The sequence below is a fragment of the Polyangium mundeleinium genome (assembly GCF_028369105.1).
Lineage (GTDB): Bacteria > Myxococcota_A > Polyangia > Polyangiales > Polyangiaceae > Polyangium > Polyangium mundeleinium.
Genome location: NZ_JAQNDO010000001.1, coordinates 1648898 through 1662984 on the forward strand (window position 1 = coordinate 1648898; position 14087 = coordinate 1662984).

Sequence of the window (14087 nt, forward strand, 5' to 3'; positions counted from 1 at the left end):
GCGTATCCTACGGGCACCCTGATGAGCACGGGCGGGCGAGCGAGCCGGTTCCTGGGTGCCTTCGTGGCGATCGCCGCGGCGGGTTTGTCTGCGTGCGCGCCGCCGGCGCTCACCCGCGATGGGCAGGTCGTTTTTGCGCCTTCGGGCGGCCGTCGCGGCGCCTCGGTCATCACCGCGAACGGCGTCGAGTTCATGGACTCCACGGACCTGCCCAAGCCCGTCGTTCGCCGCAGCCCGAACGATCCCTGGACTCCGCCCACCGGCTTCCTCGTCCCCAAGGACGGCATCTGGCGCAAGACCTCGAGCCCCGTCGCGCTCCAAGGGCGTGGCCTCGCCGTCGTCGTTCGGTCGAGCGACACCCTCGTCCCGAGTTGGGGCGGCGAGGTCCTCCTCCGCATCGACGCCATCGCCCCGGTCGACGCCTTCCCCGCCGCCAAACCCTCCGTCCGCGCGCCGCGCCGCCTCGCCATCGTGCTCGACGGCCGCAACCCGAACACCGCGCCGCTCGCCCGCATCGCCCTCGACGACCTCGGCGATCGGGATCGCGTCGCCATCATCGACGCCTCCGGCCCGCGTGTCGTCGTCCCTGCCTTGCCCGGCTCGCATCGCACCTTGCTCGACGGCGCGATCACGCGTGTCCTCGAACGCCCGCGCGGCGGCGCTGCGGTCGCGAACACGCGTGACCTCGCAGGCGCCCTCGCCCTCGCGCGAGGGTTCGTCGGGGTGAAACTCGCCGAGGCCACGACGCCCCCTTCCGCGGGGCAAGTCCTCGTCCTCAGCGACGGCATCGGCGTCGCGCAGGCCGGCCTCCGGCTCGCGAACGAGCTCGCCTCCTTGCGCCGCGCCGACGTCCACGTCTCCGCGGTCGGCACGCCGGATCGCCTCGACGTCGCGCACCTCGCGCCCTTCGGCGACGACGTCTTCGCCGGTGGCTCCTTTGCCGATCGCGAGGATGCGGTCGCGCGGATCGTCCCTCCGCCGGGGGAGGTCGTGCTCGAAGACGTCGAGCTCACGGTTCACTCCGTCCCTGCGCCGGTCCGCGTCCTCGAGGTCTCGGGCGGGCTCGCCGCGCTCTCGATCGACCACGACCGCCTCCTGATCGGCGACCTCTACGCGGGCGAGGCGCGCACCGAGATCGCGCGGATCGCCATGCCCGTGTGGGTGCCGGGCGAACCCTGCGAGATCACCGTCTCGGCGCGGTACCGCGACGCGGCCACGGGCACCTGGCACACGGCCTCGCGCACCATCGACGCTCGGTACGACGACGACGTCGAGCGCATCGCCAGCGCCCGCCACGGCGACGTCATCGCGTATGCCTCGGCGCTCGCCATGGTCCGGCGCCTCGGCCGCATCTTCCAGGGCAGCCGCTTCGACACCCTCGGCGGCCTCCGCCCTGTCGTCACCCTCCAGGCCGACTCGCTCGCGTCCCTCTCCCGCACGAGCCACGACCCCGCGCTCAGCACGCAGGCCGAGGTCCTGCGCACGCTCCTCGGCGCGATCGAGGATTGACCGGTCTTACCTCGCTGGAATGGTATTCAGCGACAAACCTCGCCCGGACCATCGGAGATCGTCGTGCACCGCTGCCCGGCCGGGCAACCGCCGTTGGGCGCGCCGCGCCGGCATCGCACCACGCACTCGTGGAACATCGGCCCGCGCGGCCCGGCGACCCCGTAATACGACGCGCAACTCTCGCCCGCCCCGCATGTCCTTCCCCCACACGACGCTCCTGGCTGCGTCGACGCCTCCCCGTTCGTCGGGTTTGCCGTCGGCGCCGGGTTCGCCGGGTTCTCTGGATTCGCCGTGGGCACCACGCCTCCGGGCGGGGTCACCGTCGGCTCTTGTGGCACGAAGACCGTCGTCGTCGGGCTCGGCGTCGTTGCGCTTGGCGCTGTCTCCGTCGTCGTGCTGCCCGACGCCTGGGGGGAATCGGGCGGCTGCGTGCCGCCATTGCAGGCCGAGAGGAGCAGGACCGCCGCGATCGAGCCGAGCAGACGCATCACGCCCGCGAGCTTAGCAGAGCCCTCGCGCTTCTGCCCATCACGCACCGTGACAGCGCCCACCCTCCGCCGCTACCATCCGCCGCGTGCAACGTTTCCGCCTCCTCCTCGCCCTTTCCGTTTCGCTCCCCCTCGTCGCGTGTGGCTCCACGGACGAACCTGCTGCGCTCCCTGACGCCCCGCGCTGCGAAATCGCGCTCCCTGCGCCCCCGGACCATCGCCTCGCGCCTGACGGCACCGTCCTTCGTGACGCCCTTGGCCGCATCGTCTTCCTCCGCGGCGTCAATGCGGGCGGCCGCAGCAAATTCGCGCCCTTTGTCCCCTTCGATTTCGCGTCCACCGAGGCCGGCTTCCAGGAATCGCTCGATCGCTACCTCGATCGCGCCGCCGAGTGGGGTGTCTCCGCGCTCCGCGTCCCGTTCGTATGGGCCGCGGTCGAGCCTACGCCGGGCACGGATGACGAGACCTTCCTCGCGCGTTACGACGCCCTCCTCGACGGCGCCTGGGAGCGCCGCATCTGGACCATCGTCGACTTCCACCAGGACATTTATTCCGACGTCTATTGCGGCGACGGTTTTCCCGGCTGGACCCTTCCGTTTCCCACGCCCGAGCCCCACCACGATTGCCCCGATTGGTTCGTCCGTTACTCCCAGGATGAAGACGTCCAGGCCGCGTTCGACAAATTCTGGACCGACGAACACGGCGCCCGCACCGCGTTTCGCGCGTTATGGGAGCGCATCGCGGCCCGCCACGCGACGCGCCCCGGCGTCCTCGGCTACGAGCCCATCAACGAGCCGCACCAGGGCACCGCCGACCTGAAGACGTGGGAGCAAACCGTCCTCACGCCTTTCTACACTGAAATGGCTGCCCTCCTTCGCGCGAAGGACCCCACGGCGCTCGTCTTCTTCGACGCCACCGGCACCGACGCGATCGGCGCCGCCACGTACCTCGACAAACCCGAGGGCGAAGGCCTCGTCTTTGCCCCGCACTGGTACGACTCCATCGCCCTCTTCGGCGGCACCCCGTCCCCCTCGAATGCGGCCACGTACCTCTCGAAATGGGCTGACAAGGGCCGTGAATGGAACATGCCTGTCCTCATCGGCGAATCGGGCGTCCCGCGGGACCTCGAGACCGCCGGCGAGTTCGTCACGGCCGTCTACGACGCCATGGACGACAATGCCCTCCATTTCACCTACTGGGAGTACAGCGATTCGAAGGAGACCTGGAACGCCGAGGACCTCTCCCTCATCGACGACGAGGGCCAGGAAGCCACCGCGATCACCTCCGTCGTCGCGCGCCCCTATCCCCGCGCCGTCGCCGGCGAGGCGCCCTCGTTCCGTTACGACACCGCAGCCCGCAGGTTTGCTCTCGCGTACGACGTGCCCACCGAAAACGGTGTCACGGAAATCATCGTCCCGGAGCGAAATTATCCTGAGGGCTACCGCGTCGAGCTCTCGAACGGCTGCGTCGACGCCACGCACCCGGGCCTCTTGCTCGTGCGCCCTTCCGCTGGCGCCACGCGCGTCGAGGTCTCGGTCCTCCCTCGCTGATGTGGGGCGTTCCTTACCCTCCGTCCTGGTAGAATTTCCAGGCGAGTCCTTGTAGGGTGCGCGCCGATAGCCGAAGGGAGACCTCACGTGGATATTTTCACTCGACTCGATCCGACGAAAACGTACACCGCGCCGCAGCTTCAGCTCATCTTGGGTGCGTGGGTCCTGAGCGGGTTCGTCGAACCGGGCACCAAGGTCTCGACCACGAACGGGCACGTCGCGGAGGACGACTACACCAAGCAGTCCATTTATTCGCTCCTCTACTCGCTCTACCGCTCCGTCGGCATCGTCGAGGGCGACACGGGCGAGTCGTACGAATTCACGTTCAACACCTGGGGCTACGCGTGGCCCGAGGCCTGGGGAAAGTGCCCGATCCTGGCCTCCGATCCGCAGCGGTTTGGTCGGATTGCGTACACGGGTCTCTATCAGTTCAACGAGATCCAGGAGTACGTCAAGGCGCGCAACGGTCGCGTTCACGTCATCGAGATGGGCTGCGGCACCGGTGCCGGCGCGCACCACGTCTGCCACAACGTGCTGCCGGACTGCACCTACGAGGCTGTCGACATGCAAAATGCCGCCATTGAGACGTGCAGGCGCAGGTTCGTCCCCGGCCTTCGCGGGCGCCTCGTCGCCACCCACTCGGACGCCACGAAGCTCTCGATCCCGGATGGGAGCGCGGATTTCGTCGCCGTCAACGAGACCCACGTCACCGAAATGGTGGGCATCGTGACGCCGGAGGACGAGCGTTTCTTCCGCACCGCCTACCGTCTCCTCAAGCCCGGTGGTTTCCTCACGTGGGGCAACGCCATTCCCGACGTCACGTGGCAGCCTTGTTTCGATTTCCTGAAGTCGATCGGCATGAAGCAGGTCGAGGTCCGCGACGTCACGAAAGAAGCCGTCCTCGCGCGTGACCTCGACGCTGGCCGCGCCGACGCGTACGTGCGCCACGTCCTCGACATGTTCCCCGCGTTCCGCGTCCCCGTCGTCGGCCCGAAGAAGCGGCTCGAAGCGAAACTCGCGATGGAGAACTTCTACCGCAATCCCGGGACGAACCTTTACCAGAACATGGTCGACCGCACCGACACGTACAAGGTCGTCCTCTTCCAGAAGCCCGCGGCGAGCTGAAACAAAAGCCCCCTCTGAAAAAAAGCCCCCTCTGAAAAAAAAGCCCCCTCTCCCGCGGGCGGGAGAGGGGGTTGGGGTGAGGGTCTAGCGGTAGGGCTTGCCTACTTCTTCGGCAACGCCTCGCTGATCCCGTACACCTGCTCCACCCCCGCCGGCACCTGCAGGCTCGACCCCTTGAAATCGTCGCCCACCGGCTCGATCGGCCCGCCCAGGCATTGCGCCAGGAACGTCTCGGCCACCGCATTGAAGCTCATCCGGTTCTCCGGCCGCGCGAACCCGTGCCCCTCATCGGGGTACAGCACGTACGTCACCGGGATGCTCTTCGCCTGCATCGCCTTCACGATCTGATCGCTCTCCGCCTGCTTCACGCGCGGATCGTTCGCGCCCTGCCCGATCAGCAGCGGCTTCTTGATCTTGTCCACGTGCGAGAGCGGGCTCCGCTCCTCCAAGAGCTTCGTGCCCTCGGGCGTCCCGGGATCCCCCATTCGCTTGTGGAACGTCGCCACCATCGGCGCCCAGTACGGCGGAATCGTCGCGAGCAGCGTCTTCAGATTCGACGGCCCCACGATGTCGACCCCGCAGGCGAACTGGTCCGGCGTGAACGTCAGCCCCACGAGCGTCGCGTACCCGCCGTAGCTCCCGCCCATGATCGCCACCTTCGCGCCGTCCGCGACCTTCCCGTCCACGGCCCATTTCACCGCGTCGATCAGGTCGTCGTGCATCTTGCCGGCCCACTCGTTGTTCCCGGCGTTCAGGAACTTCTTCCCGAACCCGGTCGAGCCGCGGTAGTTCACCGACAGCACCGCGTACCCGCGGTTCGCCAGCCACTGGTGCATCCCGTTCAGCCCCCAGGTGTCGCGCGCCCACGGCCCGCCGTGCACCAGGAGCACCATCGGCAGCGGCTTGTCCGGACGACCATCGACCTCCGGATCCGACGCCTTCGGCAGCGTCAAATAACTCACCAGGTCGAGCCCGTCGCGCGACTTGATCACCACCGGGTGCATTTTCGAGAGCGGCTTGCCTTCGAGCGCCTTCAGGTTCGTGAACAGGAATTCCGTCTTCTTCTTGTCACGATCGTACCGGTAATACTTCACCGGCCCGTCCGAGGGCACGAGCGCCACGAGCCAGCGCTTGTCGTCGAGCGTCCGGCTGAGCACGCGCAGCTCGCCGTCGCCGAGCTTGCCGAGCAGATCCAGATCCGGCTGGATCGACTTGTCGATCGTCTGCCACGTCGGCTTGTCGAACACCGCCGCCGCCGCTTGCAGCTTGCCGGTCTTCGGGTGACCGATGAAGCGCTGCACGTCGGCCTTCGCGTCCTCGACGAGCAACTTTGCCTTCTTCGTCGCGAAATCGAGCTCGAAGAGCGCCGCCGTGTTCCGGCCGCGGCTGTCGAGCAGGTAGAGCGTCTTGCCCGACCCGTCGAAGCTCACGGGGTTCGTCGTCTCGGCGTCCTCGAACGGCACCGTCAGGTACGGCTCGGGCTCCTTGCCCTTCTCCTTCGGCTTCGCGTTCGGGTCGATGAACACATCGCCGCCGTCGGGCCCTTTGCGCATCGCGAGCCGGACCTTGAAATCGTCGTCCGCCTCGAAACCCGCGTAGTTCCCCTCGTTCTTGAAGACGAGCTTCTTCTCGCCGGTCTTGACGTCGATCCGGTAGAGGTCGTGCACCTTCTTGTCGCGGTCGTTGATCCCGACCAGCACCTCGCCGGGGATCTTCTGCGACACGCCCGAGATCCGCGCCGCGATCCCGTCGATCGGCGTGAGATCCTTCGTCTCGCCTTTCTTCAGATCGACCGCGTAGAGATGCCAGTTCTCGTCGCCGCCCTTGTCCTGCACGTAGAGCACGTGGTCGTTCGTGTAGGCCCAGAAATACTGCCGGATCCCGCGCACCTTGTCGCTCGTCACGGGCTTGGCTTTCGACGGGTCGTCCGCGGGGCCGACCCACACGTTCATCACCCCGTCCACGGGCGCGAGGAACGAGAGCTGCTTGCCGTCGTGGCTGAGCTGCGGGCTCGCGCGGTCGGGGTTGCCGAAGAGCACGTCGCGCGGGATGAGCGACGTATCGACCCGCGGCGCGGCCGGGCCCTTCACGGCGGCCGTGGCGGCCGGCGGCGGCGTCGCGTCGGCCGTGCGCGCGGGCGGCGGGGGCGGCGGCGTCTCGGGCGGCGGATACTCCGCCGTCTCGGCGCAAGCAGCGACGCCGACGAGCAGCGACAGGACGAATGACAGGCCGATCTTCTTCGCGAGTGCCATCGGGCAAACCTCCCTCATGCGTACCCGGAGGTGGACGCTCCCCACCGGTGCGTGTGAACCGACGCCTTCATACTCCAAGAGCCGGTCGGACGTCCCGAGCCTCTCGCCGAAAAAAATGTGCCCCCGACATGTGGCTTGTTTCACTGTCCGACGATTTTTCAGGCCTCTTCGTACCGCGGCCCTTGCCGGTGGTGGGTGCTGACTTAGGGGAACCGCGTCTGGACATGGCCATGACGAACCCTGACACGCTCCTCCGCGAGAGCCGCGTCCCCTCGGACCGCGTGCGCCTGGCAAACGACCGCGATCTCCGGCCGGACGGGGCCTTCGTCCTCTACTGGATGACGGCGGCGCGGCGCACCCATTTCAACTTTGGCCTCGAACGCGCCGCCGAATGGGCGCGCGCCCTCGGCCGCCCCCTCGTCGTCCTCGAAGCCTTGCGCGCCGGGTATCCCTACGCGAGCGACAGGCTCCATGCGTTCGTTTTGCGCGGTATGGCCGACAATGCCCGCCGCCTCGCCGAGGCCGGCGTCACGCACCACGCCTACGTCGAACCTCGCCCCGGCGCGGGCAAGGGCCTCATCGCCGCGCTCTCGCGCCGCGCGTGCGTGGTCGTCACCGACGATTTTCCCATCTTTTTCCTGCCGCGCATGATCGCCGCCGCGGCGAAGCAGATCCCGGTCCGCTTCGAACAGGTCGATTCCAACGGCCTCTTGCCCATCTACGCCCCCGAACGCGTCTTCACCACGGCCTTCTCGTTCCGCGCGTATCTCCAGAAAAACCTCCTCCCGCACCTCCGCCGCCGCCCGCTCGCCGATCCGCTCGCCGCGGGCCTGCCGGCCCCTCCCAAAACCCTCCTCGCGCCTGACCTCCTCGCGCGCTGGCCCGCCGCCTCGCCCGAGCTCCTCGCCGCCTCGCCCGCGGCGCTCGCCGCGCTCCCGATCGACCACACGGTCCCTGTCGTCCCCCGCATTCCGGGCGGCCCCGAGGCGGGCCGCGCCGCGATCGCGCGTTTCCTGCGGTCGAACCTCCTCCGGTACGACACCGAGCGCAACGACCCCGACGCCCGCGCCACGAGCGGCCTCTCGCCTTATCTCCATTTTGGCCACGTCTCCACGCACGAGGTCTTCGCCGAGCTCGAGCGGCTCGAAGCTTGGACCGAAAAAAAGACCCAACCCGCGGGCGGCAAACGCGAGGGCTTTTGGGGTATGAGCCCGCCCGTCGAGTCGTTCCTCGACGAGCTCGTCACCTGGCGCGAAATCGGCCTGAACCTCTGCGCCCTCCGACCGGACGACGCGCAGCGCTTCGAATCCCTCCCGGACTGGGCCCAGAAGACCCTCGCCGATCACGAATCCGATCCCCGCCCGGCGCTCTTCACCCTCGCCGAGCTCGAAGGCGCGCGCACGTCCGATCCCCTCTGGAACGCGGCGCAACGCGAGCTCCTCCGGGACGGCCGCATCCACAACTACCTGCGCATGCTCTGGGGCAAACGTGTCCTCGAATGGACCCGCACCCCGCGCGAGGCCCTCGCCATCCTGATCGAGCTCAACGACAAGTACGCGCTCGACGGCCGCGACCCGAACTCGTATTCGGGCATCCTCTGGACGTTCGGTCGCTACGACCGTCCCTGGGCCCCCGAACGACCGGTCTACGGCACGGTCCGCTACATGAGCTCGTCCAATACGTTGAAGAAAATCGACCTCCAGCACTACCTCGTCGAGTTCGGCAGCCCGGAGGACGCGGCTCGTCGCGACAAACGGTACACGAAATGAATTGAGAGCCGGGGGGAAGTTCCTTGATCCGCCCCGGCCCTCGGGTATTCATGTTTCGACGCGCCCCGCACCGCGACGCGCGAAGATTTACTTCTTCTCGCCTCCACCCTCACCTTCGGATTGCTTTCCCTCCTCGATCAGCTCCTTCACGCGCTGACCGCCCTTGTGCCCGATTTCGGAATAAAATTCGGGGCCGTACTTGTCGCGAACGGTCTCGCCGCCCTTCTGGCCGCCCTTGTGCCCGATCTCGGAGTAGAACTCGGGGCCGTACTTCTCGCGCACGGTCTCGCCGCCCTTGCGTCCGATCTCGGCGTAACCTTCGGAGCCGAGCTCTTCCTTGCGGGCCTCACCGCCCAGCCGTCCGGCCTCCTCGACGGTCATTTGACCCTTCCCGGAATGCTCTTTTTTCTCCGCCATGGTCGTCTCCTGTTCCTTGGGAAAACGAGCGGCAAGCCCGCGCTCGTCGTTCCTGGCTAGCGTTTCTGGCCTTGGCCGCGCTCGCCCTCACCTTCGGACTGTTTGCCCTCCTCGATGAGCTCTCGGACGCGCTGGCCGCCCTTGTGGCCGATCTCGGAGTAGAACTCGGGCCCGTACTTGTCCCGCGTATGTTCGCCGCCGATGTGCCCGCCCTTGCGACCGGCCTCCTCGACGGTCATCTGGCCTTTGCCGGGTTCGTCCTTGCGCTCTGCCATGTAGTTCCCTCCCAGCTCCCGCCGAACATTCTCCGGCCGACCAGGGTGTCAATGGGGGGCCCTCCCGAAGGAGGGCTCCTCCCGCGCTGCGGGCCCGCCATCGCCGTGCGAGAGATCGAGAGCGGAAGCGCGCGCCGTTGAAACCGCCTCGACGCTCGCGCGTAGAAGGCTAGGATGCGTTCGCTCGATCGAGGAGGCTCCCGTGCCCAAGCCCAAGGATGATTCCCCCGAGCTCGAAAATGTCATCCGCCGCCGCGCCTTCCTGCGCGCCGCCGCGGCCGGCACCTCGTTTCTCGCGCTCGGCGGCGGCACCTACGTCCTCGCCGCCACCGACGACCCGCGGGCCAAGCAGCTCCGCCCCGACGGCCGCCCGCGCCTCCCGCCGGGCCAGCGCATCCTCGACGCGCTCAAGCCCATGGGCGGCGACCCGGGCGACCCGAGCCCCTCGGCCTTCAAGTTGCACGTCCACGGCGACGTCGACAACCCCTTCGACCTCGATTTCGCGGGCCTGCTCGCGCTGCCGCAAACCGAGCTGACGTGCGACGTTCATTGCGTCACGGGCTGGAGCGTGCTCGGCGCTCGATTCACGGGCGTCAAGGTCGCCGAGCTCGCCAAGATGGCCAAAGTGCGCGACACCGTGCGGCACGTGATCTTCGAGGCGGCGAACGGGTACACGGCGAACGTCCGCCTCGCCGAGGCGACCGCGCCGAACGTGCTCATCACGCACAAGCACGAGGGCAATCCGCTCACGCGCCCGCACGGACCGCCCGCCCGCGCGCTCGTGCCCGACCTTTATTTCTGGAAGAGCGCGAAATGGGTGACGGGCATTCGGTTCGTCCGGACCGACCGGCCCGGCTACTGGGAGACGCGCGGCTACCACAACCACGCCGATCCCTGGGCCGAGGAGCGGTATGGCTGAGGGCGCGCCCGAGCCCCGGCGGCGATTGTCGTTGCGAGGCCTCCTCCGCACGGTCCACCGAGACGCGGGCAACCTCGCGGTCGGGCTCACGCTCGTGTATGCCGCGTCCGGCCTCGCGGTGAACCACATCGCGGATTGGGACCCGAATTTCAAGAGCCACCAGACCACGCACGATCTCGGCGGACCTCTCGAAGGCGAGGATCAGGCCGTCGCCGAGCGGGTCCTTCAAAAGCTCGACGTGAAGGGCAAAGCAAGCGACGTCTACCGCGCCGCGCCAAACCAGCTCGAAATCACGCTCGACCGGCGCACGCTCCACGTGGACACGCAAACCGGCAAGGTCCTCGACGAGGGCGAGGAGCCGCGGTTTTTCCTGCGACTCGCGAACTGGCTGCACCTGAACCGCGGCAAGAAAGCGTGGACCTACGTGGCCGACGGCTACGCGGTCTTGCTCCTCCTGCTCGCGTTTTCGGGGATGTTCATGCTGCCCGGCCGGAAAGGCCTGATCGGCCGGGGCGGCATCTTCGTGCTCGTCGGCGCGGCCGTGCCGATCGCCTATGTCGTGCTCTCGGGCGGCCCCTGATCCGGCCGCCCCTCTTCATTTCAGCTTTTCGAGCCCGGGAAATGCCTCGGCTGCGCTCGTCGGGAAGAGCGAGACCTGGTCGCCCGCGCGCACCATCGTCTTTCCGAGCCGCGGGAACTCGGCGATCTCCGTCGGCTTTTTCTCGCCGCACGAGAGATACACGAGGTCCTCCTCGAACGGGTTCTTGAGGTGGTGGGCCACCGACGGCACGGGAAAACCCATGAAATCGCCCGGCCCCACCTCGAAGGACTCGTCCCCGATCTCGGCGATGCCCCGGCCGCTCAGGATGTAGAGGAACTCCTCCTCGCCGTAATGGCGATGATAGATGAACGACTCTTTCCCCGGCGGCACGCGGATCAGGTTGACCCCGAGCCTCTCGAGCCCCGTCGCCATTCCCAGGAGATGTCCGTGGATCTGCGAATGGGGGTTGAACGGATGCGACATCGAGTGCTCGGGTCCGCGGTCGCGGGCCCGGATGAGAGATGGTTTTTTCGTGGATTCGTCGGTCATGTGGCTCCTCCCTGCACGCGGATCTCGGGGCCCGTTGCGGGCCGGGAGAGCGCGTCCTTTGTTGCGTGCGCTGCGATGTCGAAGGCCCGCGCGCCCTCTGGCAGCCGGAACGGACCCACGCGCGGCAGCGCCTCGATGACGAGTGCGGTCATCCCGTCGCGCGCGGGCACCTTCAGCGAAGGGCTGTCCGCTTTTCGCCACGGCGAGCGCGACGCGAGGTGATGATAAAAAAGCCGCTCGCCCGCGGGCATTCCGGCGAGCCCGTGCCGATCGAGGATCCCGCCGTCGAGCAGCAGCCGTCCCTCGTGCCAGACCGGATGAAACAGGCCCGGCACCGTACACGAGGCCTGAATCGCCGGCGCGAGCGGCCCTCCCCCGAGCACGCGCGTCCCGCGGGCAAACACGTCGTACACGCTCACCGCGAGCGACACGCGACACCGATCGAACGTCGGCACCGGGAGCAACGCTTCGAGCCGCGCGCGGAAGAGTTTGCCCGCGAGCAGCCCCGGCCCGAGCCGCACGTCCCAAAAGTCCTCGCGCTTCAAGCGCAGAAGCTCGTCGCGGATCGTCACCGCGCTTGCGCCCGCCGCCCATATCCCGCCCACGAGCGCGCCTGCGCTGGAGCCCGAGACCCGCGCGGGCGCGAGCCCTTCGTCTTCGAGCACGGTCATCACCCCCGCATGCGCGAAGAACCCGAAGAAGCCTGACGAGAGGCCCATCGAAAAGGGACCTTCGCGGAGCCACTCGCGCAGCGTGGGGGTGGAGCGAACGGAGGCGTGGGGGGCGGCCGAGGCGGATGACATGGCAGGCGCGGCGCATCCTAGCCGAAAAATGCGACCTGGGTTTGCCGATCGGGCGATCAGCCGATCTTGAGCTCGCGCATCCGCCGCTGCAGCGCCACCTTCGACACCCCGAGGTTCCTCGCCATCAACTCGACGTTCCCGTCGCATTCCCGCGAGCAGCGCAGGATCTCCTCCTTATCGAGGTCGCTCGCGCGCCGCACCTTGTGTTGCTCGACCAGATTGTAAATCGAGCTTCGCGGGATTCTCAGCCGTTCGGCCGTGGCCTTCATGTCGAAGTTGCACGCGCGCAGCGCTTCGAGCAGCTCCTCCTCGGTCACGTCGCTCGGCTTGCGGCTGCGGCGCGGCGAAATGGGCGCCTTTGTCGCCGGGGCCCCTCCATCGCCTCCGAGGCTCACGCCGCCGCCAACCGCGGGTGGCGGCGGCGTCGCGAGCAGCGCCGCAAGCGCGGGTCCTGGATCCAGCGGGCCGGCGTCGTGGCTGCCCAGGACGAGCTGACGGACGACATTGCGGAGCTGCCGCACGTTTCCGGGCCAGTCGTGACGGACGAGCGCCGCCAAGAACGACGCGGGCAACCACACCTTGTTCGCCGCGATCCGGTCCGCCTTTCCGAAGCGGTCGAGCTCGGCGTACAGAAAATGCACGAAGAGCCTCCCGATATCGTCGCGTCGCTGGCGCAGGGGCGGAATCACGAGCTCGTAACTCGCCAGTCGGTGCAGAAGCGGCGCGCGGAAGGCCCCTGATTGCACCTTGGCTTCGAGATCGGCGTCGGTCGCGGCGACGATCCGGGCCAGCGTCTCCCGCATGTGCGAGGCCCCGAGCGTCTGGACCTCCCCCCCGTCATCGAGGGCCCGGAGCAAGTTCGCCTGCACATCGAGCGGCATCTCGCCCACTTCGTCGAGAAACAGCGTCCCGTTTGCTGCGCTTCCGAAGTACCCGTGGCTGCGAACCGCGCCCGTGAAGGCGCCCTTGTCGGCCCCGAACAGCGCCGAGGCGGCGAGCGTGGGTGGGATGGCGCCCATGTTCACGGGCACGAAAGGCCGATTCCTTCGCGTTCCGGTGTCATGCAGGGCACGCGCGACGAGCTCTTTACCCGTGCCGGTCTCTCCGCGTACCAACACGGGCACGTCGAGGCTCGCGAGCTGCCGGATCTCGCGGCGCACCCGCTCGATTGCCAGGCTCGCACCCACGAGGCCGAGGGTATCCTCCGACTCCTGGCGCACCTCGTCGAGGTGTAAGAGGAGCACGACACGGTTCGCAAGCTCCAGCACGATCCCAGCCTGCAAATCATTCGCCGAGAAATCGCGACAGCTTTCGAGCGGCGCTCCGTTCACGACGACCCGGGTGGGACTGCCTTGCTTCTCGATACGAATGCATTTGTTTTCGAGCCAGAGCAGGCGAATGGGTGTGCGGCTCACGTGTGCGTCGGCGAGCGGCTCGCGCTTGCTCGAACCCGGGCGCGAGAAGTCGGGCTCGAGCCGCGATACAAGGACACCGCTGCCGTCCGGCCGCAGCGGCAAGAGTGCTCGATCGCCGACGCGCTCCAGCGTCGGGTGCCAGACAATCGTCAACGTGGGGACATGCGTGCTCCCGAACCCCGCCTCGGGGTCGTCTGCGTGTGTCGGCGGGCTGAGCCCATCGAGCGTCGAGAGCTCCGCGTCTTGTGAGGACACGTACCATTGATACCATGAAAAGGGGATGCCCGACAAGCCTGTGCGCGTCTGACATGTCGACTGACACGTCAGCCGACACGTCAGCGATACGTCCGGCCTGGGCCCGGATCGGCAGGGGGTGCCCGCGGTGTGTCGAGCCCCTGGTCAAGCTCACGAGTCCACGATCTTTTGCTGGCATGCCGCGTGCAATCTTGTTCGTCATTTCGACGCGCAGCCCGTT

General features: G+C 67.8%; 13 protein-coding genes. 6 read left to right on the forward strand and 7 right to left on the reverse strand.

All coding sequences use genetic code 11. The annotated features are described in order from the left end of the window. Positions 1-21: 21 nt before the first annotated feature. Complete coding sequence (locus POL67_RS06855; RefSeq protein WP_271916270.1) at positions 22-1509, forward strand: vWA domain-containing protein; 1488 nt, start codon at positions 22-24, stop codon at positions 1507-1509. 26 nt (positions 1510-1535) lie between these two features. Here POL67_RS06855 and POL67_RS06860 read toward each other — a convergent pair whose 3' ends face one another. Further along, positions 1536-2060 (reverse strand): hypothetical protein, encoded by a 525-nt coding sequence (locus POL67_RS06860; RefSeq protein WP_271916271.1) that lies wholly within the window; start codon positions 2058-2060, stop codon positions 1536-1538. Positions 2061-2083: 23 nt separating this feature from the next. On the opposite strand from POL67_RS06860, the gene POL67_RS06865 reads away from it, so the two are divergent. Both POL67_RS06865 and POL67_RS06870 read left to right on the forward strand, forming a co-directional pair. After that, positions 2084-3547: a cellulase family glycosylhydrolase gene (locus POL67_RS06865; protein ID WP_271916273.1), complete on the forward strand. Its 1464-nt coding sequence runs from the start codon at positions 2084-2086 to the stop codon at positions 3545-3547. Positions 3548-3634: 87 nt separating this feature from the next. Then, positions 3635-4672 carry a class I SAM-dependent methyltransferase gene (locus POL67_RS06870; protein ID WP_271916274.1) on the forward strand — a complete coding sequence of 346 codons (1038 nt, stop codon included), beginning with the start codon at positions 3635-3637 and terminating at the stop codon, positions 4670-4672. Positions 4673-4773: 101 nt separating this feature from the next. Here POL67_RS06870 and POL67_RS06875 read toward each other — a convergent pair whose 3' ends face one another. Beyond that, positions 4774-6924, reverse strand: a complete 2151-nt coding sequence (locus tag POL67_RS06875) for a S9 family peptidase (protein ID WP_271916275.1) — start codon at positions 6922-6924, stop codon at positions 4774-4776. Between the two features lie 230 nt (positions 6925-7154). Between POL67_RS06875 and POL67_RS06880 the strand changes: the two genes are divergently transcribed. Then, positions 7155-8693, forward strand: coding sequence for a deoxyribodipyrimidine photolyase (locus tag POL67_RS06880; RefSeq protein ID WP_271916276.1), 1539 nt, complete (start codon positions 7155-7157; stop codon positions 8691-8693). A gap of 87 nt (positions 8694-8780) precedes the next feature. Here POL67_RS06880 and POL67_RS06885 read toward each other — a convergent pair whose 3' ends face one another. Together POL67_RS06885 and POL67_RS06890 are read right to left on the reverse strand one after the other, a co-directional pair. Next, complete coding sequence (locus tag POL67_RS06885) at positions 8781-9110, reverse strand: KGG domain-containing protein (protein ID WP_271916277.1); 330 nt, start codon at positions 9108-9110, stop codon at positions 8781-8783. 56 nt (positions 9111-9166) lie between these two features. Further along, on the reverse strand, positions 9167-9385 hold the full coding sequence (locus POL67_RS06890; RefSeq protein ID WP_271916278.1) for a KGG domain-containing protein: 219 nt from the start codon (positions 9383-9385) through the stop codon (positions 9167-9169). Positions 9386-9587: 202 nt separating this feature from the next. Here POL67_RS06890 and POL67_RS06895 point away from each other — a divergent pair, with 202 nt between their 5' ends. Then, positions 9588-10304 carry a molybdopterin-dependent oxidoreductase gene (locus POL67_RS06895; RefSeq protein ID WP_271916279.1) on the forward strand — a complete coding sequence of 239 codons (717 nt, stop codon included), beginning with the start codon at positions 9588-9590 and terminating at the stop codon, positions 10302-10304. After that, a complete protein-coding gene (locus POL67_RS06900) occupies positions 10297-10884 on the forward strand; it encodes a PepSY-associated TM helix domain-containing protein (RefSeq protein ID WP_271916280.1) in 588 nt (195 codons plus the stop codon). The genes POL67_RS06895 and POL67_RS06900 overlap by 8 nt, the downstream gene beginning before the upstream one ends. 15 nt (positions 10885-10899) lie before the next feature. On the opposite strand, the gene POL67_RS06905 is transcribed toward POL67_RS06900, so the two are convergent. From POL67_RS06905 to POL67_RS06915, 3 genes are read right to left on the reverse strand one after another with little or no spacing between them, the layout of a single operon-like run. Further along, a complete protein-coding gene (locus tag POL67_RS06905; protein WP_271916281.1) occupies positions 10900-11394 on the reverse strand; it encodes a cupin domain-containing protein in 495 nt (164 codons plus the stop codon). Then, the gene (locus tag POL67_RS06910; RefSeq protein WP_271916283.1) at positions 11391-12197 is read right to left on the reverse strand and encodes a patatin-like phospholipase family protein; all 807 of its coding nucleotides are present in this window, start codon (positions 12195-12197) and stop codon (positions 11391-11393) included. The genes POL67_RS06905 and POL67_RS06910 overlap by 4 nt, the downstream gene beginning before the upstream one ends. A gap of 56 nt (positions 12198-12253) precedes the next feature. Continuing rightward, complete coding sequence (locus POL67_RS06915; protein WP_271916284.1) at positions 12254-13867, reverse strand: sigma 54-interacting transcriptional regulator; 1614 nt, start codon at positions 13865-13867, stop codon at positions 12254-12256. Positions 13868-14087 lie beyond the last annotated feature (220 nt).

Excerpts from the sequence above, each read along its gene's own strand:
- POL67_RS06855 (WP_271916270.1), top strand. The coding sequence starts at position 22 with ATGAGCACGGGCGGGCGAGCGAGCCGGTTCCTGGGTGCCTTCGTGGCG.
- POL67_RS06875 (WP_271916275.1), bottom strand. The coding sequence starts at position 6,924 with ATGGCACTCGCGAAGAAGATCGGCCTGTCATTCGTCCTGTCGCTGCTC.
- POL67_RS06880 (WP_271916276.1), top strand. The coding sequence starts at position 7,155 with ATGACGAACCCTGACACGCTCCTCCGCGAGAGCCGCGTCCCCTCGGAC.
- POL67_RS06885 (WP_271916277.1), bottom strand. The coding sequence starts at position 9,110 with ATGGCGGAGAAAAAAGAGCATTCCGGGAAGGGTCAAATGACCGTCGAG.
- POL67_RS06890 (WP_271916278.1), bottom strand. The coding sequence starts at position 9,385 with ATGGCAGAGCGCAAGGACGAACCCGGCAAAGGCCAGATGACCGTCGAG.
- POL67_RS06900 (WP_271916280.1), top strand. The coding sequence starts at position 10,297 with ATGGCTGAGGGCGCGCCCGAGCCCCGGCGGCGATTGTCGTTGCGAGGC.
- POL67_RS06905 (WP_271916281.1), bottom strand. The coding sequence starts at position 11,394 with ATGACCGACGAATCCACGAAAAAACCATCTCTCATCCGGGCCCGCGAC.
- POL67_RS06910 (WP_271916283.1), bottom strand. The coding sequence starts at position 12,197 with ATGTCATCCGCCTCGGCCGCCCCCCACGCCTCCGTTCGCTCCACCCCC.